Source organism: Frigoribacterium faeni (assembly GCF_007988805.1).
In the GTDB taxonomy this organism is placed as follows: domain Bacteria; phylum Actinomycetota; class Actinomycetes; order Actinomycetales; family Microbacteriaceae; genus Frigoribacterium; species Frigoribacterium faeni.
Map to the genome: position 1 here is coordinate 1 of NZ_BJUV01000019.1, position 21,899 is coordinate 21,899.

The window sequence follows — 21,899 nt, forward strand, 5'->3', positions numbered from 1 at the left end:
GTCGAGTCCGTGGCTGTACCGGCGGTGTCCGTGCCGGCTCCGACCTCGCGGACGACGACCGTGACGGTCTCGCCCTCGAAGTCGATTCCGCCCACGGTCTCGGTGGGGACGAGGTCGTACGAGCCGATGCCGACGCCGGGGAAGGTCACGGTCCACGTGCCTCCCGGGTCCGAGGCGACGACCGGGTCCGACTCGTCGCCGTCGAGGCTCACCACGACGGTGGCACCGGGCTCGACCGTGCCGGTCACGACCACGTCACGGATGGAGGTGCTCGATCCGACGGTCAGCACGTCGCCGTCGTCCGGGTCCGTGATCGCGACGGCCGCTGCGGCGCGCACATCGATCAGGACGCTGACCGGCGCCGACGGGGCCCCGTCGTCGATGGTCTGCGTCGCCGACACGGTCTGGTCCAGGCCGGCGACGACTCCGGGGACTCCGACGGACCAGGTTCCCTCAGCCGACGCGGTCGTCTGAGCCGTCGCGTCGCCGATGGCGACGTCGATCACGGCGCCAGGGGCGGACAGACCGCCCACGGTGACCGTGGTGGTGCCGTTCGGCCCGAACACGACGAATCCGTCGTTCGGGGCGGGCGTGTTGATCGTCAGGGCGTCGAGCGCCTGCGCGTTCACGGTCGAGCCGGCCAGATCCACCACGAGCGCGTCGGCACCCGGCAGCACGGCCAGTCGCAGAGCACGCACCGTCGAGGCACCCGAGTCCGTCCCGTTCGGGTCGCGGAAGCCGGGTCCGGTCTGCGAGTTGACCGTGACCGAGACGAGGTCGTTCACCACGTCGAGCAGCGGGCTCAGCACGTCGGCGACCGCACCGGTCGCCGCGGACAGCGTGTCGCCGACGCCTTCGAGAGCGGCGCCGCCGAGGATCGGCCCGAGGGTCGGCTGCGTGAGCCCGGGCAGCGCCGTCTCGACCGCGTCGGACACACCGGTCGTCAGCGTGCCCAGGGTCCCCCTGAGCGGCGCGAGCAGCACCTCGACGGCCCCGTTCGAGTTCGGCAGGGGCGTGACGCTCGTCGTGGCCACCGGCCGGGTGGGGTCGGTTCCGACGAGGGCACCGAGCGTCGTGTCGACGTCGATGGAGAGCCTTGCAAGCGGGGCGGTGACCGTCCCGAGCGTCAGCACGTTCACGTTGACGGTGGGCGTCGTCGTGATGAGGACCCGCGCCTCCGTCGTGTTGACCGCCTGCGTCACGGCGGTGCGGAGCGCGTCGGGCAGGGTCGTGTCGAAGATCGACGACAGGGCCGTCTGCAGCTCGGCGTTCACCGCGTCGCCGGTCAGCAGCTCGGTGTTGGCCGGCAGCCCGTCCAGCGACTGCAGCGCAGCCACGTCGACGGTCACGTCGCCGGTCGACAGGTCGACGGTGACGGGACCGCTCGTGAGCGGTGCGGCGAGGATCGGGTCGGTCACCGCCGGAAGGTCGACGTTCGCCGTCACCACGGCCTGGGTGTCGGCGAGGGTGAGCGTGTTGCCCAGGGCGGACAGCGCACCGCGGATCGGCGTCAGGACGCCCGCCTCGATCGTGCCCGGCAGGGCCGTCGTGGTGCCGTTCACCGCGGTGTCCAGGTCGCCGATGGTCTCGTTCAGGTCGCCCGTCAGCGCCGATACCGCGGGGCTGTGCAGCTGCAGTCGCGCACCGTCGACCTGATAGTCGCTCGCGACGTCGTAGCCGTCGTCCGTGCGGGTCGCCGTCGCGCTCGACGACAGGGCGCCGAGCTCGAGCGAGAGCTGGTCGGCGAGACCCGCGACCTGGGCGTCCGAGAGGAAGCCCGACAGGTCGAGAGACGCCTGCTGCGCCGGTGACCCGTCGCCCGCCTGCACGGCGCCGTCGGCCGTGATGAGGCCCGAGGCCGCGGTGCTCCCCGTCGCGGAGGTCGCGCCGTACTGCGAGGCGGCCCCGAGCTGGAGGATGCCGTTCTGGCCGAGCAGCTGGACGCCGCCGCCGATCTGGATGCCGAGCGACTGCAGCACCGTCAGGTCGAGCGGGTTCGCCTGCGGGTCGCCCGCCGTGCCTCCCGCATACGACGAGTAGGCGCCCTGCAGCTCGGCGATCGTGTCCACGTCGACGATGCCGCTGCCGCTGAGGAAGAGCCCCTCCGCCTCGGTGACGTCCGGTGGTGCGGCCTGGGCGGGGACCACGGTCGCGGTGGCGACGAGCGCCCCCACGGCCACGGCGGACCCCCAGAGTCCGAGCGTCCCCAACGGGCCGCGTTGCTTGAGTTGTCGCACGGGTGCCTCTTTCTGGCAGACCGGAGCCTGCCGCCTGATCCGACTCCCCCGGTGGTTGGCCGGGAGGGTGCTGCGCGCCTCGAAGGTCGATCGCGACGCTGCGTTCTGTGGTGCCGTGGTGCCGTGGTGCCGTGGTGCCGTGGTGCCGTGGTGCCGTCCGCTCCCCGTCAGGAGACGACGGGCGACGTCCGATCGCGAGCCGTCGCCTCGGGCAGCTCGCCGATCCCTCCCCTCGATCTCGAGAACCGGGCCCGGGCGACGTCCGCTCGCGCGGCCACGAAGGCTGCCACGCGCTGGAAGGTGATCGTCCGGATGAAGATCATGTCGGCCGCGAGCATCGCGAGCGAGAACAGCGGGAGTCCCATGAAGAGGCCGATGCCGACGTGCATGCCGGTCACCCCGAGCAGGGCGAGCACGCGCGTCCAGCGCTGCAGCAGCATGAACGGGAAGAACAGCTGCACCGCGACCGCGAACCAGGTGGCGAGGGCGACCAGCACGCCGCTCGCGGTGAGCAGGCTGCTGAGCGCGGGCCACGGGGCGAACCGTTCGACGTGCAACGGGTAGTAGATCGCCGTGCCGTCACGCCAGAGCGGCCCCTGCACCTTCGAGAGCCCGGCCACGACGTAGACGACGAACAGCTGTCCGGCGACGGCCACGAGGGCGGTGTTGTGCGCCAGCACCCGCAGCCAGCCCCACTCGGCGCGGATCCGGCCGAGCACCGCGGAGCCGGAGCCGAGAGGCAGCCCGCCCCGCGCCTGGCGACGCTCCCGACGTCTCGCGTCGAGCGACCAGACCCGCGACAGGTCGAGGAAGCAGAAGTAGAAGAGGAAGAGCCGGACGGCGTTGTCGGTCTGATCGACGGCCATCAGGTTGGAGGTCGTCAGGCTCGTGTAGAGCCACAGGGTGACGATCGTCGCGACGCGGGCGTGCCAGCCGAGGAGCAGCGCGAGAGCGGCGAGCCCGAGCAGCAGGTATCCGGTCCAGAACAGGGGGCCGCCGACCCGGGCGGCGTCGAAGGCGACGAAGGGGAAGCCCCAGGTCGACGAGCGGTTGACCGACTCGGCCCATCCGGAGGCCCCGCCCCAGGTGTAGGCCGCGCTGCTGGCGTTCGCCAGGACGAAGAGCAGGATGCCCAGTCCGCTGACCATCCGCGCCGCCGCCGCCCCGTAGAGGGCCTTGGCCCCGTCGAGGAACCACCATTCGAGACGACCCAGCAGGCGAGCCGAGGAGGCGCGGCCCCGGTCGACGAGGGCGCTCACGACCGGCCCCCGCGCCCGTAGAGGACGTCGATCGCGCCCTGGTCCATCGTCGACGCCGGCAGCGGCGAGCGCCATCCGCTCGTGACGAATCGGAACTCGGGGTCGGCGACGGGATCGGCACGCTGCTCGAAGGGCGTCACCGGAGTGATGCGGACGCGGACCTGGACGTCGTCGACCTCGCCCCACTGGGCGACGGCGACGCTCGAGGCGATGCGGTTGAGGGCGTCCTCGTAGTCGACGTACGCCGCGACCGTCGGCTCCGAGGCCGTGGACGAGGCCTGCACGTCGTCGTTGAGGGCCTGGCGCCAGTCGCCGCCGATCTGCGATCGTCCGACGGCGGCGCCCGCCCCGTCGCCGAGGGCGTCGTAGGACTGGAACCACCCCCGGGCCAGCGAGAAGTTGGTCAGGTAGGCGCGCGACGGGATCAGGTGGTGGGTGACGCCGTTGGCGATGTCGCGGTCGGTGACGGTGAACCACTCGGTCGCGTCGGTCGAGCCGGCCCGGTGCGCCCGCACGTCGAGCGAGATGTCGCTCGAGACGGGCTCCGGGGCGAACACCGACCAGCTCTGCTGGAAGAACGGGAGCATGTAGCCGCGCAGCGTCTGCTCTCCGACGGCGGTGCGGACCGGGTTGCCGGCCGACGACCAGAGGAGCGTGGCGCCCAGGTGGCCGGCGAGCACGAGCACGGCCAGTGCGAGGGCCACGCGCGACGCGGTGCGGCGCGGGCCCCGGACCGGGGCCGTCGACGCGACGGACGGATCGACCGACGCGGCGTGGGTCGCCCGCGTCGACCGGTTCGGCTGCGCGGGGGCGGCGGGTTCCGGTGCGGTGTCGTCGACGGGGTGGGTCGACGAGGGAGTCCTGATCCTGTGCGACGTCACGGTCGCGGTCCTCTCGGGTCGTTCGATCTCGTCTCGCCGTGGTGAGGGGCGGGACAGCCGGGCCGTGGTGAGGGGCCTGGCGACGTCGTGGTTGGCGACGTGCCGTCGACGTGGTTGGCGTCGGCGGTGTCGCAATACTATGCACAGACGAGGGAATCTCGCACCCCGCGAACGGGGGATGGACGCCGGAAAAGAGAAAGACCCCTCACGCACCCGCCAGAGCCCGGTTACCCTTGCTGCATTTCTGCCCTGGGGGAGTTGGCCTGGATGGCGCCACGTGAGGAGCCTCGAGAAGTTTAGCGGCTTCTGAGTGACTCGCGCGACCCGGGGTGTTGCCTGGGGGCATGAGAATCGTCATCGCCGGAGGACACGGCAAGATCGCCCTGCTCCTCGAACGCCGACTCGCCGACGCCGGGCACGACCCCGTCGGCATCGTCCGCAACCCCGACCACACCGCCGACCTCGAGACGGCGGGGGCGCGCGCCCTCGTGCTCGACCTCGAGAAGACCGACGTCGACACCCTCGCCGGTCACCTCGACGGGGCCGACGCGGTCGTCTTCGCCGCCGGCGGCGGAGGCGGCAGCGGTGCGGAACGCAAGCTCACGATCGACCGTGACGGCGCGATCCTGCTCGCCGACGCGGCCGAGAAGGCCGGGGTGGCCCGCTACGTGATGGTGTCGGCCATCGGCACCGACGACTTCGACCCGGCCCGCGCCGAGCTCCCCGCCGCGAACGACGACGACCTGTACCAGGTGTACATGCGCGCCAAGAGCGAGGCGGACGCCGACCTCCGCCGCCGCGACGGCCTCGACTGGACCATCGTGCGCCCCGGCGGACTGACCGACGACGCCGGGACGGGCCAGATCACGGTCGGCACGACCGTCGAGCGCGGCACGATCCCCCGGGCCGACGTCGCCGAGATCATCGCCACCGCGCTGAGCGAGGGCACGGCCGTCAAGACCCAGTTCGAAGCCGTCTCCGGCGACGTCTCCGTCTCGGACGCGCTCGCGACCATCAAGTACTGACCCGCGCCTCCTCGATCCCGGGGAGACGACCGAGGGCCCGGAGGCGCGACCTGCGCCTCCGGGCCCTCGTGCGTCGCCGGGACGAACGGACCGGGATCAGCTGAGGGCCGCGGCCTGACGCGCGATCTCGAGCTCCTCGTTCGTCGGCACGACCAGCACCGACACGGGGGCGCCGTCGGGCGAGATGAGCCGCGCGTCGCGCGAGGCGAGCTCGTTGCGATCGTCGTCGACCTGGATGCCGAAGAACCCGAGCCCGGCCAGGGTGCGCCGCCGGAGCAGCGCGTTGTTCTCGCCGACGCCGGCCGTGAACACGACGGCGTCGAGGCCGCCGAGCTGGGCGACGTACGCGCCGATGTAGTGACGCAGCCGGTGCCGGTAGACGGCGAGCGCCGCCTCGGCCACGGCGTCGCCCCGGGACGCGCTGTCCTGCACGTCGCGCATGTCGCCGCTGCCGGTCAGACCCAGCAGACCGGACCTCTTGTTGAGCAGGGTGTCGAGTTCGGCCACGTCGAGGCCGGCCTCACGGTGCAGGTGGAAGACGGCCGCCGGGTCGATGTCGCCCGAGCGCGTGCCCATGACGAGACCCTCGAGGGGCGTCATGCCCATGCTCGTGTCGATCGAGCGTCCACCGTCGATCGCCGCCGCCGAGGCCCCGTTGCCGAGATGCAGCACGATCATCTTCAGCTCGGCGAGCGGCCTGCCGAGGAACTCGGCCGTCTTCTCGCTGACGTACTTGTGCGACGTGCCGTGGAATCCGAATCGACGGACGTGGTGCCGGCGGGCGAGCTCGGCGTCGATGGCGTAGGTGTAGGCCGCCGGCGCCAGCGTCTGGTGGAAGGCGGTGTCGAAGACCGCGACGTGCGGCACGTCGGCGAACGCCTTCTTCGCCGCCCGGATGCCCTGCAGGTTCGCGGGGTTGTGGAGGGGCGCGAGGGTGGACAGCCGATCGATGGCCTTCTCGACGTCGGCGGTCACGACCGTCGCCCGGTCGAACTCCTCCCCGCCGTGGACGACCCGATGGCCGACCGCGATCGGCGGGTACTCGTCGAAGGAGGGGCCGTGCGACTCGAAGGCGCTGAGCATCGCGGCGAACCCGGCGGCGTGGTCGGCGATCGGCTGCGAGTCGTTGCGGGTCTCGTCGCCGGTCACCTCGTTGCGGTGCCGCGTCGACCCGACGTCCTCGCCGATGCGTTCGACGAGACCGCTCGCGAGGGTCCGCTCGCCATCGAGCTCGATCAGCTGGTACTTGAACGACGACGAACCGGAGTTGACGACGAGGACTGCGCTCACGAGGGGATCCCTTCGGGGGTGGTGACGGTGGTCGGGGCGCTGTCGGTCCCGGCCTGGATGGCGGTGATCGCGACGGTGTTGACGATGTCGCCGACGAGCGCGCCGCGCGACAGGTCGTTGATCGGCTTGCGGAGCCCCTGCAGGATCGGGCCGATCGCCACGGCGCCGGCACTGCGCTGGACGGCCTTGTACGTGTTGTTGCCGGTGTTCAGGTCGGGGAAGATGAACACCGTCGCACGGCCGGCCACCTCGGAGTCGGGCATCTTGGCCGCGGCCACGGTCGGGTCGGCTGCGGCGTCGTACTGGATGGGCCCTTCGACCAGCAGGTCGGGTCGACGCTCGCGGACGAGCGCGGTGGCGGCGCGCACCTTCTCGACGTCGGCGCCCGAGCCGCTGTCGCCGGTGCTGTAGCTCAGCATCGCGACCCGAGGCTCGATGCCGAACTGCTCGGCCGTCTGGGCCGACGAGATGGCGATGTCGGCGAGCTGCTCGGCGGTGGGATCGGGGATGACCGCGCAGTCGCCGTAGACGAGCACCCGGTCGGCGAGCGCCATGAGGAACACGCTCGAGACGACGCCGACGTCCGGCAGCGTCTTGATCACCTCGAAGGCGGGGCGGATGGTGTGGGCGGTGGTGTGCTTGGCGCCGGAGACCATGCCGTCGGCGAGTCCGAGCTTGACCATCATCGTGCCGAAGTACGACACGTCGGTGACGGTGTCCATGGCCATCGAGGCGGAGATGCCCTTGTGCGCCCGGAGCTTGGCGTACTCGGCCGCGAACTGGACCTGCAGGCTGGGGTCGAACGGATCGAGGATGCGCGCCTCGGCCAGATCGAGTCCGAGCTCGGCCCCGCGTGCGCGGATCGCCGGCTCGTCGCCGAGCAGGGTGATGCGCGCGACGCCGCGCTGCAGCAGGGTCGACGCCGCCCGCAGGATGCGGTCGTCGTCGCCCTCCGGCATGACGATGTGCTTCTGCACGCCCCGTGCCCGCTCGAGCAGCTGGTACTCGAACATGAGGGGCGTCACCACACCCGAGGGGCTGACCTGGAGGAGGCGCAGCAGCTGCTCGCCGTCGACGTGCGTCTCGAAGAGGGACAGGGCGAGGTCGTGCTTCCGCGACGAGTCGGCGGCGAGACGGCCCCGTGTCTGGGTGATCGCGAGGGCGGTGTCGTAGGTGCCCAGGTCGTTGTGGGCGATGGGCAGGGGGCTGTCGAGACCGGCGATCAGCCGCTCGACCTGCGGGGCCAGCTCGAAGCCGCCGTTGAGGACGATGCCGGCGAGCGAGGGGAAGGTCTCGGACGCGTGCGCGAGGACGGTGGCGACCAGGACGTCGGACCGATCGCCCGGCACCACGACGATCGCGCCCTCGGTGAGCCGCGGCAGGACGTTCTCCATCGACATGGCGGCGACCACCACGCCGACGGCTTCGCGATCGAGCAGGGCCTCGTCGCCGCTGAGCAGCGTGGCGCCCGTCGCGGAGAGCACGGCTCGGACGGTCGGGGCGACCAGGAGGCGGTCCTCCGGCAGGGCCCAGACCGGGACGGCCCCCCAGGGCGAGGAGGCGAGGGCGCCGCCGATGCCCGAGACGACCTCGTCGAGGCGCTCGGGCTCGACCCGGTTGGCGACGACCCCGAGCAGGCTCGCGTGCTCGCTGCGGAGCTCCGCCGTCGTGACCTCGGCCACCTGGCGCATCTCGGCCCCGCTGCGTGCGGAACCGCCGTCGGAGCTCCGACCGCCGAGCACCAGCAGCACGGGGGCTCCGAGGTTGGCGGCCACGCGGGCGTTGAACGAGAGCTCGGTGGGGCTGCCGACGTCGGTGTAGTCGGAGCCGATGACGACGACGGCGTCGCACTGCCGTTCGACGGCCGCGAACCGGCTGACGATCGTCGCGAGAGCCGCGTCGGGGTCGGCGTGGACGTCGTCGTAGGTGACGCCGACGCACTGGTCGTAGCCGAGGTCGACGCCGTCGTGCGCGAGCAGCAGCTCGAGCACGTAGTCGCGCTCGTCCGTCGAGCGGGCGACGGGGCGGAACACCCCGACGCGCCCGAGCTCGTGGCTCAGGGTGTCGAGCACCCCGAGGGCGATCGTGGATTTGCCGGTGTGGCCTTCTGCGGACGTGATGTAGATGCGGGTCGACACGGCCACAACACTAGGGCGGTCGCCTCGGAGGCGGCGGTGAGCGGGACGGCTCCCCTAGGATCTTCGCCATGCAGATCCGACCAGCCATCGAATCCGACCTGCCCGGCGTGCTCGAGATCCATGCCGACGCCGTCGCGCACTCGACCGCCATCTGGACCGACGAGCCCCCGACGCTCGACGGTCGGCGCGACTGGCTGGCGACCCATTCGGTCGCCGGCCGATCCGCCCTCGTCGCCGTGGAGGACGACCTGGTGGTCGGCTACGCGAGCTACGGCCCGTTCCACGCGAAGGAGGGCTACCGCCACACCTGCGAGAACAGCGTCTACGTGCGCCCGGGGCACCAGGGGAAGGGCATCGGGCGATCGCTGCTGCAGGCGTTGATCGCCGGGGCGAGCGCCGACGGCCTGCACGTGATGGTGGCCCTGATCGAGGCCGGCAACGAGGCGTCGGTGCGCCTGCACTCCTCGCTCGGCTTCGACGACGCCGGCGTCCTGCGCGAGGTCGGCACGAAGTTCGGCCGGTGGCTCGACCTCCGCTACATGACCCGCGCGCTGAGCTGACCGCTACCGCTCGTCGGCCGGCGCCCGCGCCGCGAGCTCGAGGTTGATGTCGTCCGGGTCCTGCACCGACAGGATGACGAGGCCGAAGGCCGGGATCGGCGTCACGTCGCCGTGCTCGATGCCGGCCTCGGACAGGCGCCGGGCCGCCTCGTGCAGCTCGTCGACCGTGTCGACGACGAAGCTGAGGTGGTCGAGGCCGACCCGGTCGGGATCGAAGCGGTCCCCTCTCGGTGCCACGGGTCGCAGGCCCATCGTCTGACCGCCGAAGGTGAACGAGCAGCCGCCGTAGGTGCGCTGCGGGTCGTCGTGGATCGTCGGGTCGTCGATCTGATCGCTGAAGTCGCTGCCCGGCGGCATGCCGAACAGCTGCTGGTAGAAGGCCTTGCTGCGCCGGATGTCGGTGACGGTGAGCCGGACGTGCGAGATGCCACGCGGCTGGAAGATGGGGTCGCTCATCGCGCCATCACACTCCCCCACCCCGGGAGCACCCCGGGGCCGGGGGACGCCGCCTCAGTCGCGGGGCGTGTCGAAGCGGGCGCCCTCGGGCTTCGAGTCGAGCAGCGTCATGACGAACACGGCGATCGAGCCGAACGGCACGAGGTACAGGAACTGGAAGTACCCGCTGAGGCCCACGTCGTGCAGCCGGCGAGCCGTCAGCGAGAACGAGCCGACGAGCACCACCAGCCACAGCAGGAGGTTGAGGACGACGAGAGGGACGAAGATCGCCAGGGGCGGGTCGGAGACGGCCTGACCCGTGGCGTCCACCGTGCTGCCGATCGAGGCGACGAGGCCCGTCACGATGACGAGGCCGAACGTGACGACGCCCTGGGCGAGCGCGAACCACCAGTACTCGCTGCGGCTGGCCCGACCCGAGTAGTCGAAGAACTTGCGGAAGAACCGCGACACCGCCGCTGACAGCGGCGCGCCGTAGTAGGGGGCCCGGAGCGGTGGGGTCCCGTCCGTGCCGAACGGCTGCTGAGCCTGCCCGGGGGCCTGCTGTCCGTAGGGCTGCGGCGGCTGACCGTACGGCTGCTGCTGTCCGTACGGCTGCGGCGGCTCGCCGTACGGCTGCGGCGGCTGGTTCGGCTGCTGGTCGGTCATGGTGTTCCCCCCGGATCGGTGACGACTGTCCGCCCACCGTAGCGCGCCTCGAGCCGGTCGGCGGCGACGGGCCGCCGCCGATCCCGAGGCCTCCTACGACGAGAGCCCCCGCCATCGAGGTGTCGATGCGGGGGCTTCTCGGTCGTGCGGCGGAGGATAGGGGATTCGAACCCCTGAGGGCTTGCACCCAACACGCTTTCCAAGCGTGCGCCATAGGCCACTAGGCGAATCCTCCAGGCGGCGCACCGGTTACCGGCGCGCGAACCTCGTCCACTCTAGCGGATGCGCACCCCGGTGAGTGACGGCCCCGCGACGTACGATCGTGGGCATGGACTCCCCCGCCTCGTGCCGCGTCGACGCCTGGCTCTGGGCGGTGCGCATCGTCAAGACGCGTTCGGCGGCGACCGCCGCCTGCCGGGCCGGGCACGTCAGGGTCGGCGGCGAGCGCGTCAAGGCCGCCCAGTCGATCCGTCCGGGCGACGAGGTGCGCGTGCGGCTCGGCGGTGTCGAGCGGATCCTCGTGGTGCGGCAGTGCCTGGTCAGACGGGTGGGCGCCCCGGTGGCCGCTCTCGCGATGGACGATCTGACCCCGCCTCCCCCGCCCCGCGAGGAGGTCGCCACGGTGCCCGTGCGCGACCGGGGCGCCGGTCGCCCGACCAAACGGGAGCGTCGCGAGCTCGAGAGGCTCCGCGACCGCTGATCCGCGCCTCCTCGGGGGACACCGATCGGTCGGTGCGCAGCCGCCGCACGCCCTAAGATCGAGGGTCACGGCGACTTCCATCGGGGGCGGTGGGCCCGTCGCCGCGGGCGAGGGCGGCGACGCCGGCCGAGGGGGCTGAGATGGTGGCAGGGGTCGCGCGAGAGGACTTCGAGACGCTCGTCCTGCCCCGACGCTCGCTCGCCCTCAGCGCGACGCTCACCTGCGTCGCCATCCTGCTGCCGGTGGGCGTGGCGCTGTTCTGGCTCTGCTGGCCCTCGGGGCGCTGGCCCGCCATCGTCGCCCTCGCCGGTGCGGCCCTCGCGCTCGGCCTGGTGGCGTACCGGCGCTACCGCATCTCGTTCGCCGGGGTGACGGCCGACGACTTCGTCAAACGCGGCTGGCTGCCGGGGTTCGTCCGGGTGCGACGCGACCGCATCGCCGAGGTCGTCATGGTGAGCACCTACCGCCCGCACTCGACCGACGTCGTCCTCCAGCTGGTCGCCTTCGACGCGGTCGGCGTCAAGCTGTTCCGGATGCGAGGCCATTACTGGCCCGACGAGGCGATGACCGCCGTCGGAGACGCCCTCGGGGCGGCGCCCGCCGCGCCCAAGCCGATGGCGCTCGGAGACTTCTACCGTCGCTATCCGCATGCCCGGTACTGGTACGAGGGCCGTCCCCACCTCACGGCGCCCGCCCTGATCGGACTGTTCGCGCTGGCCACGGGCGGCCTCGTGCTCGTCTATCGCGCGCTGGGCGGCTGACCCGTCGGATCAGCGGCGACGGAGGGTGCCGAAGATGCCCTTGACGACCTCGCGCACGATGGCCTTGCCCGCACGGGACCCGAGCACGTCGCCGATGACCCCTCCGGTCGACCCGACGGGAGCGCGTGAACCCGAGGAGGCACAGGTCGTCGACGACCGTCCCGCCCGCTTCGCCGCCGCGGCGCGCTCGGCTCGCTCGAACTCCTTCTGCTGACGTTCGTACTCGGCCTGGGCCGCCTTCCGCTCGCGTTCGGCGGCGGTGGCGGCCTTCGCGTCGGCCTTCTCGCGGGCCGCGGCCTCTTCGAGCTGCGCCTCGATCGTCGCCTGTCGAGCGGCGGCGTCGGTGCGCTCCCGCGCGTCGAGCGCCGCGGCCTCCAGCTTGCGGGCGAGGATCTCGCGCGCCGAGTCGCGGTCGATGGCCGTCCCGTAGGCGGCCAGGAGGGGCGAGGCGGCGACCGTCGCCTGCATCTCCTCGGCCGGGGTGGGCGACATCGAGCCCTGCGGCGCACGGAGGCGCGTCCAGGCGACCGGGCTGGGCGCCCCCTTCTCGTTCATGACCGTGACGACCGCCTCCCCGGTGGCGAGGGTGGTCAGCACCTGGGCGAGGTCGTAGTCGCTCGTCGGGTACGTCGAGACCGTCGCCCGCAGCGCCTTCGCGTCGTCGGGCGTGAAGGCGCGCAGCTGGTGCTGCACCCGGGAGCCGAGCTGGGCGAGCACCTCGCCGGGCACGTCCTTCGGGGTCTGCGTCACGAACACGATGCCGACGCCCTTGGAGCGGATCAGCCGCACGGTCTGCGTGATCTGGGCGACGAACTCCTTCGAGGCGTCGGTGAAGAGCAGGTGCGCCTCGTCGAAGAAGAAGACGAGCTTGGGCTTCTCGAGGTCGCCCACCTCGGGCAGGTCGTTGTACAGGTCGGCCAGCAGCCACATCAGGAAGGTCGAGAAGAGCGCGGGCTGGTCGTGCACGCCGGGCAGCTCGAGCAGGCTGACGACGCCGCGGCCGTCGGCGGCCGTGCGGAGGAACTCGGCCGTGTCGATCTCTGGCTCGCCGAAGAACGCGTCGGCGCCGCGGTCGGCGAACGTGATCAGCTCGCGGAGGATCACCCCGACGGTCTGCTTGCTCAGGCCGCCGAGACCGTCGAGCTCGCCCTTGCCGCCGTCGCTGGTCAGATAGGTCAGCACGGCCCGGAGGTCGGTGAGGTCGAGCAGCGGCAGGCCGGCCTGCTCGGCGTAGTGGAAGACCAGACCGAGGCTCGACTCCTGCGTGTCGTTGAGGCCCAGCACCTTGCTGAGCAGCAGCGACCCGAAGCCGCTGACCGTGGCGCGGACCGGGATGCCCGTGCCGATGCCGCCGAGCGCGAAGTACTCCGTCGGCGCCGACTGCGGGACCCAGCTCTGTCCGACGCCCGCCGTGCGGGAGAGCAGCGCCTCGCTCGGCTCGCCCGGGCTCGCGATGCCGGACAGGTCGCCCTTCACGTCGGCGGCGAAGACCGGAACGCCCGCCGCCGAGAGCTGCTCGGCGAGCACCTGCAGCGTCTTGGTCTTGCCGGTGCCGGTGGCGCCGGCGACCAGGCCGTGCCGGTTGAGCATGGCGAGAGGGATGCGCACGGGCACGTCGGCCCGGGCCTCGCCGTTGACCAGGGCGCCCAGCTCGAGGGCCGGACCGTCGAAGCCGTAGCCGGTGCGGATGGCGTCGATCGCGGGCTCGCCGAGCGGGCCGGAGTCGGCCGACGGATCGGCGATGCCCGCGGAGCCGGCCGCCTCCGCGACGCTCGCCTCGGCGGACGCCTGCTCCGCGGCGGAGGCCGCGGCCGCATCGGCGGCGAGCTGCTCCGCCCGGGCGAGCGCCGCCTCCGCGTCCTGCCTCGCCTTGTCGGCAGCGGCGACCGCGGCGGCGGCCTCCGCCCTGGCCTGCTCGAGCGCGTCCGTCATGCCGTCAGCCTAGGCACCGATCAGCTCTCGCGGTGCTGCCAGATCCAGCCTCGTCCGCGCACGCGTTCCTGCTCGGCCAGCAGCCGGTGGGCGAACGGGGCCCAGAGCACCACCGCGACGCCGGCGCCGATCAGGAGGCCGCCGATGGTGTCGGTCAGCCAGTGCGCGCCGAGGTAGGTCCGGCTGAGCAGCATCGCGACCGTGTAGAGGACGCCCGCCGCCCACACCCAGACGCGACGCAGGATGACGCCCAGCACGACGGCCAGGGTCGCCGCGTTGGCGGTGTGCCCGGAGGGGAACGACCCGTAGTCGCTCACGACCATGATGTCGGCCGGCCTGGCCCGCCCGAAAGCGTGCTTGACGACCTGCACGACGCCCGCGCTGAGCGCGCACGCGGTGATCCAGTAGAACGCGGCCCACCGTCGACGGCGGAGCAGCAGCACGGCCGCCACGCCGAGCGGCACGACGAACACCCCGACGACACCGGCGCCGATCACGTTGAACACCAACGACGGGGCGTCCCAGAACGGACTGCGATGCTCGACCAGCTCGCCCATGAACTCCTCGTCGACGCCGATCACCCCCGAGCGGGCCGTGATCACGACGCCGAGCAGCAGCACGACGCCGATCGCGCCGAGCGCGCTGAACACCCACCAGCGTCGTTGCACCCGCCGCGCCACGCGCTCCTCGGCGGGGGACGCGGGCTTCGGCGAGAGGGGGTCGGTGCGCATCCCCAGACCGTACCCGGCGGCGGACGGCCCGGCCCGCGCCTCCACGGGTCGACGGGTCCGCCGGGACGCGAGGCGGGACCGGCGGCCGAGGGAGGCGCGGGTCAGTTCCCCAGCGCCGGTACCGTCCGCGGCCGCACCAGCAGCCACAGGCTCGCGATCGCGACGCACGACGTGGCGATCATGACGCTGCCCATCGGAACCGCCGACCCGATGCCGAGGAACCCCACGACGGGCGAGATCAGTCCGGCCAGGCCGAAGTTCAGCGCGCCGAGCAGCGACGCGGCCGTGCCGGCCTCCTTCCCGTGGTTGGCGAGCCCCAGCACCTGGACCTGCGGGAACGAGAACCCGCAGGCGGCGATGAAGAACCACAGCGGCACGAGGATTCCGACCAGCCCGGCCCCCGCCGAGTCGAGCACGACGATGGCCGTCGCCGAGAGGAGCAGCACGACGGTGGAGCAGGCGAGGATCCACTGCGGTCCGACCCGACGCGCCAGCCGCGAGCTGATCTGCACCCCCGCGACGATGCCGAGCGAGTTGATCGCGAACAGGTAGCCGTACTGCTGGGGGTCGAGGCCGTAGACCTCCTGGAAGAGGAAGGACGACGCCGAGAGGTACGAGAACAGCCCGGAGAACGTCATCGCGCCGATCAGGGCGACGCCGACGAAGATCCGGTCGCTGAACAGCACCTTGTAGCGCTGGCCCAGGGTCGAGTGCCCGGCCTCCTGGCGACGGGCGGGCGGCAGCGTCTCGACGATGAGGAAGATCGCCGCGATGATCACGAAGGCGCCGTAGGCGATCAGGAACACGAAGATGCCTCGCCAGCTGGTGAACTGGAGCAGCTGCGAGCCGATCACCGGCGCGACGATCGGCGCCAGGCCGTTGACCAGGGCCAGCCGCGAGAGCATCCTGACCAGCGGCAGCCCGCCGAAGAGGTCGCGCACGGTCGCCATCGCGACGACGCCGCCGGCCGCCGCGCCCATGCCCTGCAGCACGCGGAACAGCCCGAGCACCTCGATCGAGGGCGCCGTCGCCACGCCGATGCTCGCGGCGATGTGCACCGCCGTCGCGACGATCAGGGGCAGTCGTCGACCGACCTTGTCGCTCCATGGCCCGACGAGCAGCTGTCCGACCCCGAAGCCGATGGTCGTCGCCGTCAGCGTCAGCTGGATAACCCCGCTGTCGACCGCGAACTCGCTGCTCAGCTGGGGGAACGCGGGCAGGTAGAGGTCGATCGTGAACGGCCCGAGAGCGGTCAGGGCCCCGAGCACGATGACGTAGACCAGTCGCTGACGGCGGGTGAGCGAGTCACCTGGGTGGACGACGGTGGTCACGGAGCTCCGATGCGAGGTGGGGACCGAGGAGGCACGGGGCGGCCGGAGCACCGTGCGGGGCTCCGACACGGCACGGGTCGAATCGGTTCGATCCACCGGCGCGACGACAGGGTCGGAAGGGAGGGGGAGGGTGACGATCGTGGCCTGCAGCGGGACGCCGTCGCCAACGATTGTAGTGGGCGGACGGGAGCACGCGACAGCCCCCGCGACACCTGTCGCGCCGATGCGCGACGAGACGAGGGCACGGTCTAGGCTCAGGGAGGTCCCGCGTCGGCGGGCTCCGTTCCGCACCACAGGAGGCCGCCCATGGTCGACGCCCGCATCGTCCAGACCACCCGATCGCTGCACTCCGCGATCGTCGAGCTGGCCTCCCGGCAGCCGGTCTCGACCATCACGGTCGCCGACGTCACCCGGGCCGCCGGCATCAACCGTGCGACGTTCTACAGCCATGCGACCTCGCCGGGGAGCCTCCTCACCGACGTCCTGACCCCCGAGCTCGACGCCATCCGCGACGAGGACGCCCGACTCCGGTCCGAGCCGGGCTCCGACCCCGAGGCCCTCACCCGGCTCGCGGTCGAGCGGGTCGTCGATCACGTCGTCCGCTACCGCGAGATGTACCGCCTCGCCCTGCCCGACCGCCTCGACGCGTCGATCCACCACGCGCTGGCGGCGCACTTCGAGGCGACCTCGCTGCAGCACGTCGACGACCTCCCCGAGGGCGCGGTGCCGAGCGGGGTGGCGCCCCACATCGCCGCGGGCTTCTTCGCGCACGCCCTGGTCGGCGCGATCGAGGCCTGGCTGCGAGGCAAGCGGACCAGCCGCAAGACGCTGCTCGACACGATCACCGCGATGATCCCGTCGTGGTGGCGCTGACCGTCGGGTCAGACGCCGGCGACGGGCTCCGCTGAGTCCGCTGACCGCACGCGAAGCACGGCGGGCCCGAGGCTGAGCGCTCCGCTCGTCAGGGGCTCGCAGCGCACCCCTCCCCTCCCCCGGAGCGCGCGGAACGCGCCGGGCGCCAGCACGACGTCCATCCAGGCGCACGGGTTGGCCGCACGATGGGCCCGGAACACCACCGGGCCCTCCCCCGTGTCGAGGCTGAACGTCTCACCGCGCAGGGCGTCGACGTCGGTGCCGCGCAGCACGACGTTGCGGCGGGTGGCGGCAGCGTCGAGGGGTCCGGAGCCGAGGAGGCGCGCGACGGTCTCGAGGGACTCCGCCGCGAACACGGTCACCGACGCCTGCCGGTGCGCGGGCCGTCCGAAGTAGCGGTCGCCGACCACGCCGAGGCCGGCCCGGATCTCGACCCGGTCGTGCGTCTCGCGGCCGGACGACGGCTCGGGGCCGTCTGCCGGACGGCCGACGTACCGGGCCCGCGGCGACGCGAGCAGCAGCTCGACGGTGACGGGCGTCTCCGTGCCGACCCGTTCCTCCTCGTGCATCCGGTCACGGTACCAAGCGAGGCGGCTCGACGGACGACGATCCGGCCCCACGGACGGCGAGAGCCGACCGCCCGGCTGGGCGATCGGCTCTCGTGTGGTGCGTGGTTCGGGACTACTTGGTCAACGGGCCCAGCGTGGGGTCGTTGGCGTAGGCCTCGGCGGCGTTGTCCTTGGTCACGATCTGCGGGGGCAGCAGGTACGCGGGGACGACCTTCGAGCCGTTGTCGTACGACTCGTCGTCGTTCGTCTCGGGGGTGTCGCCCTCGGAGACCGAGGTCACCATGGCGACGGCCTGCTTGACGAGGTTGCGGGTGTCCTTGTTGATCGTCGAGTACTGCTCGCCGGCCATGATCGACTTGACCGACTCGACCTCGCTGTCCTGACCCGTGACGACGGGGATGTCCTTGCCGGCCTGCTTCACCGAGGTGATGATGGCGCGGGCGAGGGTGTCGTTGGGGCTCAGGACGCCGTCGAGCTCCTTGTCGGTGTACGTGCTGGTCAGCAGCGAGTCCATACGACGCTGGGCGTTCTCGGCCTTCCAGCCGTCGGTCGCCGTCTGCTTGATGTCGGTCTGGCCCGAGCCCACGACGACGGTGCCGTCGTCGATGGCCGGCTGCAGCACGCTCATGGCGCCGTTGAAGAAGACGGCCGAGTTGGCGTCGTCCGACGAGCCGGAGAACAGCTCGATGTTGTAGGGGCCGTCGGCCTTCTTGGCCTTCATGCCGTCGAGGAGGGCCTGGCCCTGGAGCTCGCCGACCTTGAAGTTGTCGTAGGCGACGTAGTAGTCGACGTCCTCGGTGTTGAGGATGAGACGGTCGTAGGCGATGACGATCGCGCCGGCGTCGTGCGCCGCCTTGACCTGCGTGCCGAGCTGGCCGCCGTCGGCCGCGCCGATGACGATCACCTTGGCGCCCTTGGTCACCATCGACTGGATCTGCTCCTGCTGGTTCGCGACGGTGCCGCTGGCCGCTGCGTACTGCACGTCGGGCTTGAAGCCCGCCGAGGTGAGGTCCTCGTTGAAGAGGTCGCCGGCCAGGACCCAGTTCTCACTGGTCTTGGCGGGGAGGGCGACCCCGACGATCGAGCCCTGGTCGAAACCGGCGGCCGCGTCGCCGGAACCGGCGTCGGTGCGAGCGGAGTTCGAGCAGCCGCTCAGGATCAGCGTCGTTGCTGCGGCGACCGCCATGGTCGCCAGCGCGATTTTGCGCATGCTGTGTCTCTTTCTCGTGAGTGAGGTGGTGCGGGTGGGTCGTCGTGCGACGACCCGGAGGAGGCGCGGCCGGCCGTCGATGGACGGCCGCACGGGGTGCGGGTCTAGTTGGGCGTGGTGGATCCCGGACGCTGCACGTCCGAGATGTCGCCGTTCGGGGTGAGGACGGGAGCGGCCGAGTCGGATTCGCTGCCGACGCCGTTCTGGGTGCCGGGTGCGGTCTCGGCCGAGGCGGGAGCGGCGACGCCGTTCTTGTCACGGCGGAGACCACGGGTCAGGAAGCCCGTGATGGACGGGCGGCCCTGGCTCTTGTTGTAGACGTCGACGGCGACGGCGATCAGCAGCACGAGGCCCTTGATCATCTGCACCTTGTCCGAGCCGACGCCGAGCAGCTGCAGCCCGTTGTTCAGCACGGCGATGACGAAACCACCGACGATCGAACCGGTCACCGTCCCGATGCCGCCGGCGACGGCGGCGCCTCCGATGAAGACCGAGGCGATGGCGTCGAGCTCCCAGTTGAGGCCGTCCTGCGGGCCGGACGCGCCGGCACGGGCCACGTAGATCATGCCCGCGACGGCGGCCAGGATCGACATGTTCATCATCACCAGGAAGTTCACGCGCTTGGCGTTGACGCCCGACAGCTCGGCGGCGTGCGAGTTGCCGCCGACCGCGTAGATGTGACGACCGAAGATCGTGTTCTGGGTGATGAAGCCGTAGACCAGCACGAGCACGCCGAGGATGATGCCCGAGATCGGGAACGACGTGCCGACGCGGCCTCCGCCGAAGAGCGTGGCGGCGTAGATGATGATGGCGACCAGCACGGCGACCTTCACCAGGCTGACCCAGAGGGGCGCCATGTCGGAGCCGAGGGCGCGCTGCTTGCGGCGCAGGCGGAACTCGCGCCAGACGACGACGGCGGCCAGCAGCAGGCCGAGCAGCAGCGTGGCGTTGTTGTAGCCGGTGTTCGGGCCGAACTCGGGCAGGTACCCCGCGCCGATCACGGTGAAGCCCTCGGGGACGGGCAGCGTGACGGCGTTGCCGACGAACTGGTTCGCACCGCGGAAGAGGAGCATGCCGGCCAGCGTCACGATGAACGCGGGCACGCCGACGTAGGCGACCCAGAAGCCCTGCCAGGCGCCGATCGCCGCACCGACCACGAGGCCGAAGAGGATGGCGACGGGCCAGGGGAAGTTCCAGGTGGTCATCGACGTCGCGACCATGATGCCGACGAAGGCGGCGACCGAACCGACCGAGAGGTCGATGTGGCCGGCGACGATCACCATCACCATGCCGATCGCGAGGATCAGGATGTACGAGTACTGGCTGACCAGGGCGATCAGGTTCGGCGGGTCGAGGGTGAGCCCGCCGGTGAGCACCTGGAAGATCACGATGGCGACCACGAGTGTCGCGATCATCCCGAACTGTCGGGCGTTCGACTGGTTGCCGCCGAACACCTTCTTCAGGTCTTTGATGCCACTCATGCGGCGTGCTCCTTCTTCTTGGACGTCATTGTTCTCATCAGCGTCTCGGCGTCGGCCTCCGACGCGTCGATCTCGTTGGTCACGGTGCCCTCGAAGATCGTGTAGATGCGATCCGAGAGGCCCAGCAGCTCAGGCAGCTCGGAGGAGATGACGATGACGCCCTTACCCTGAGCCGCCAGCTGGTTGATGATGTTGTAGATCTCGAACTTGGCGCCCACGTCGATGCCGCGGGTCGGTTCGTCGAGGATCAGGATGTCGGGGTCGGTGAACATCCACTTGGCCAGCACGACCTTCTGCTGGTTCCCGCCCGACAGCTTGGCCACGCCCTCGTCGACCGTGGGCGTCTTGACGCGGAGGCTCTTGCGGTACTCCTCGGCGATCGTGTGCTCCTGGTCGCGGTCGACGACCGTGCCGCGCGAGATCTTGGCGAGCTTCGCCGAGACGGTCGAGCGCTTGATGTCGTCGAGCAGGTTCAGGCCGAGCACCTTGCGGTCCTCGGAGACGTAGGCGAGGCCGTTGTCGATGGCGTCGCGGACGTTCTTGATCTCGACCTCGCGGCCGTCCTTCACGATCGTGCCGGAGACGAACTGACCGTACGAACGGCCGAAGACGCTCATCGCCAGCTCGGTGCGGCCCGCGCCCATCAGTCCGGCCAGACCGACGATCTCGCCGCGGCGGACGGTGATGTTCGAGCCCTTGCAGACGAAGCGCTCGGCGGTCTGCGGGTGGCGGACCCACCAGTCCTTGACCTCGAAGAAGACCTCGCCGATCTTCGGCGTGCGGTCGGGGAACCGGCTCGCGAGGTTGCGGCCGACCATGCCGCGGATGATGCGGTCCTCGTTGACGCCGTCGGCCTTGACGTCGAGCGTCTCGATCGTCTTGCCGTCGCGGATGATCGTGATGGAGTCGGCGATCGCCTCGATCTCGTTCAGCTTGTGGCTGATCATGATGGACGCGATGCCCCGGCCCTTGAGACCGCGGATGAGGTCGAGCAGGTGCTGCGAGTCCGCCTCGTTGAGGGCCGCGGTGGGCTCGTCGAGGATGAGCAGCTTGACGTTCTTGTTCAGCGCCTTGGCGATCTCGACGAGCTGCTGCTTGCCGACGCCGAGGTTCTTGATGGCCGTGTCGGGGTCGTCCTTGAGGCCGACCCGCGCGAGCAGGTCGATCGCCCGGAGCTTGGCGGCCGACCAGTCGATCGCGCCGAAGCGGGTGGGCTCGTTGCCGAGGAAGATGTTCTCGGTGATCGAGAGCTCGGGGATCAGCGCGAGCTCCTGGTGGATGATCACGATGCCGGCGGACTCGCTCGACTTGATGTCGCGGAACCGCATCTCGTCGCCCTGGTAGACGATGTCGCCCGCGTAGGTGCCGAACGGGTAGACCCCGGACAGGACCTTCATGAGGGTCGACTTGCCGGCGCCGTTCTCGCCGCAGATCGCGTGGACCTCGCCGGCCCTGACCTGCATGGACACGGCGTCGAGCGCCTTGACGCCGGGGAACTCCTTCGTGATGCTGCGCATCTCGAGGATGATCGGGGACTCAACCACGCTCGGCACCCCCAGGGGTCCCGCTCGTCGTGATGTGTGCACCGGGCACGCTGACCTCCACGTTCGACTTCCTCGTCGGTCCGCCGCGCCGGAAGGGCGTGGTGGGCACTCTCTGATCGTCGTCGTGGTGGCGGCCCGTGCACTCGGCACCGGTGTCGATGCGAGCAAACGAATGTGACCGTTCACACCGCGACTGGAGCAAAGCTAATCCTGGGAATGCTCCGTGTCAAATGCCGATGCCGATCTGTTATGAACGGCCCGTCGGCAGGCGACCGG

The 21,899-nt window shown here is 71.2% G+C and carries 19 protein-coding genes, 1 tRNA gene and 1 other RNA gene; 5 read left to right on the forward strand and 16 right to left on the reverse strand.

What is annotated here, in order from left to right:
* The 4 genes from FFA01_RS10075 to ffs form a co-directional block, all read right to left on the reverse strand.
* On the reverse strand, positions 1–2,237 hold a 2,237-nt coding region (locus FFA01_RS10075), incomplete at its 3' end, for a choice-of-anchor G family protein (RefSeq protein ID WP_167627343.1).
* Positions 2,238–2,404: 167 nt separating this feature from the next.
* Positions 2,405–3,496 (reverse strand): HTTM domain-containing protein, encoded by a 1,092-nt coding sequence (locus FFA01_RS10080; protein WP_167627344.1) that lies wholly within the window; start codon positions 3,494–3,496, stop codon positions 2,405–2,407.
* The gene (locus FFA01_RS10085) at positions 3,493–4,377 is read right to left on the reverse strand and encodes a DUF5819 family protein (RefSeq protein WP_146855691.1); all 885 of its coding nucleotides are present in this window, start codon (positions 4,375–4,377) and stop codon (positions 3,493–3,495) included. Before FFA01_RS10085 ends, FFA01_RS10080 begins: the two co-directional genes overlap by 4 nt.
* A gap of 193 nt (positions 4,378–4,570) precedes the next feature.
* Positions 4,571–4,667, reverse strand: an RNA gene (ffs, locus tag FFA01_RS10090) — signal recognition particle sRNA small type.
* Between the two features lie 54 nt (positions 4,668–4,721).
* Here ffs and FFA01_RS10095 point away from each other — a divergent pair.
* The gene (locus FFA01_RS10095) at positions 4,722–5,402 is read left to right on the forward strand and encodes an SDR family oxidoreductase (RefSeq protein WP_146855693.1); all 681 of its coding nucleotides are present in this window, start codon (positions 4,722–4,724) and stop codon (positions 5,400–5,402) included.
* A 96-nt stretch (positions 5,403–5,498) separates the two neighbouring features.
* Here the strand turns inward: FFA01_RS10095 and FFA01_RS10100 are convergent, their stop codons facing one another.
* Together FFA01_RS10100 and pta are read right to left on the reverse strand one after the other, a co-directional pair.
* Complete coding sequence (locus FFA01_RS10100; RefSeq protein WP_146855695.1) at positions 5,499–6,692, reverse strand: acetate/propionate family kinase; 1,194 nt, start codon at positions 6,690–6,692, stop codon at positions 5,499–5,501.
* Positions 6,689–8,830: a phosphate acetyltransferase gene (pta, locus tag FFA01_RS10105; protein WP_146855697.1), complete on the reverse strand. Its 2,142-nt coding sequence runs from the start codon at positions 8,828–8,830 to the stop codon at positions 6,689–6,691. The genes FFA01_RS10100 and pta overlap by 4 nt, the downstream gene beginning before the upstream one ends.
* A 68-nt stretch (positions 8,831–8,898) precedes the next feature.
* Between pta and FFA01_RS10110 the strand changes: the two genes are divergently transcribed.
* A complete protein-coding gene (locus FFA01_RS10110) occupies positions 8,899–9,390 on the forward strand; it encodes a GNAT family N-acetyltransferase (protein WP_146855699.1) in 492 nt (163 codons plus the stop codon).
* 3 nt (positions 9,391–9,393) lie between these two features.
* On the opposite strand, the gene FFA01_RS10115 is transcribed toward FFA01_RS10110, so the two are convergent.
* From FFA01_RS10115 to FFA01_RS10125, 3 genes are all read right to left on the reverse strand, one after another.
* On the reverse strand, positions 9,394–9,846 hold the full coding sequence (locus FFA01_RS10115; protein WP_146855701.1) for a VOC family protein: 453 nt from the start codon (positions 9,844–9,846) through the stop codon (positions 9,394–9,396).
* A gap of 54 nt (positions 9,847–9,900) precedes the next feature.
* Positions 9,901–10,491 carry a DUF805 domain-containing protein gene (locus tag FFA01_RS10120; protein ID WP_146855703.1) on the reverse strand — a complete coding sequence of 197 codons (591 nt, stop codon included), beginning with the start codon at positions 10,489–10,491 and terminating at the stop codon, positions 9,901–9,903.
* A 150-nt stretch (positions 10,492–10,641) separates the two neighbouring features.
* Positions 10,642–10,726 (reverse strand) — tRNA-Ser (locus tag FFA01_RS10125).
* 93 nt (positions 10,727–10,819) lie between these two features.
* On the opposite strand from FFA01_RS10125, the gene FFA01_RS10130 reads away from it, so the two are divergent.
* Positions 10,820–11,191 carry an RNA-binding S4 domain-containing protein gene (locus FFA01_RS10130; protein ID WP_146855705.1) on the forward strand — a complete coding sequence of 124 codons (372 nt, stop codon included), beginning with the start codon at positions 10,820–10,822 and terminating at the stop codon, positions 11,189–11,191.
* A 140-nt stretch (positions 11,192–11,331) separates the two neighbouring features.
* Positions 11,332–11,952, forward strand: coding sequence for a hypothetical protein (locus tag FFA01_RS10135; RefSeq protein WP_146855707.1), 621 nt, complete (start codon positions 11,332–11,334; stop codon positions 11,950–11,952).
* Between the two features lie 9 nt (positions 11,953–11,961).
* Here FFA01_RS10135 and FFA01_RS10140 read toward each other — a convergent pair whose 3' ends face one another.
* The 3 genes from FFA01_RS10140 to FFA01_RS10150 form a co-directional block, all read right to left on the reverse strand.
* Positions 11,962–13,884, reverse strand: coding sequence for a helicase HerA-like domain-containing protein (locus FFA01_RS10140; RefSeq protein WP_146855709.1), 1,923 nt, complete (start codon positions 13,882–13,884; stop codon positions 11,962–11,964).
* Between the two features lie 20 nt (positions 13,885–13,904).
* Positions 13,905–14,615 (reverse strand): phosphatase PAP2 family protein, encoded by a 711-nt coding sequence (locus FFA01_RS10145; protein WP_146855711.1) that lies wholly within the window; start codon positions 14,613–14,615, stop codon positions 13,905–13,907.
* A gap of 101 nt (positions 14,616–14,716) precedes the next feature.
* A complete protein-coding gene (locus tag FFA01_RS10150) occupies positions 14,717–15,946 on the reverse strand; it encodes a multidrug effflux MFS transporter (RefSeq protein ID WP_146855713.1) in 1,230 nt (409 codons plus the stop codon).
* A 306-nt stretch (positions 15,947–16,252) separates the two neighbouring features.
* Between FFA01_RS10150 and FFA01_RS10155 the strand changes: the two genes are divergently transcribed.
* Complete coding sequence (locus FFA01_RS10155) at positions 16,253–16,819, forward strand: TetR/AcrR family transcriptional regulator (RefSeq protein ID WP_146855715.1); 567 nt, start codon at positions 16,253–16,255, stop codon at positions 16,817–16,819.
* 8 nt (positions 16,820–16,827) lie between these two features.
* Here the strand turns inward: FFA01_RS10155 and FFA01_RS10160 are convergent, their stop codons facing one another.
* From FFA01_RS10160 to mmsA, 4 genes are all read right to left on the reverse strand, one after another.
* Positions 16,828–17,388, reverse strand: coding sequence for an MOSC domain-containing protein (locus FFA01_RS10160; protein ID WP_146855718.1), 561 nt, complete (start codon positions 17,386–17,388; stop codon positions 16,828–16,830).
* 112 nt (positions 17,389–17,500) lie between these two features.
* On the reverse strand, positions 17,501–18,598 hold the full coding sequence (locus tag FFA01_RS10165; RefSeq protein ID WP_146855720.1) for a substrate-binding domain-containing protein: 1,098 nt from the start codon (positions 18,596–18,598) through the stop codon (positions 17,501–17,503).
* A gap of 104 nt (positions 18,599–18,702) precedes the next feature.
* Entirely contained in the window at positions 18,703–20,070 is a 1,368-nt protein-coding gene (mmsB, locus tag FFA01_RS10170) for a multiple monosaccharide ABC transporter permease (RefSeq protein WP_146855786.1), read from the reverse strand.
* Positions 20,071–20,075: 5 nt separating this feature from the next.
* Complete coding sequence (gene mmsA / locus FFA01_RS10175) at positions 20,076–21,596, reverse strand: multiple monosaccharide ABC transporter ATP-binding protein (protein ID WP_146855784.1); 1,521 nt, start codon at positions 21,594–21,596, stop codon at positions 20,076–20,078.
* Positions 21,597–21,899: the final 303 nt, after the last annotated feature.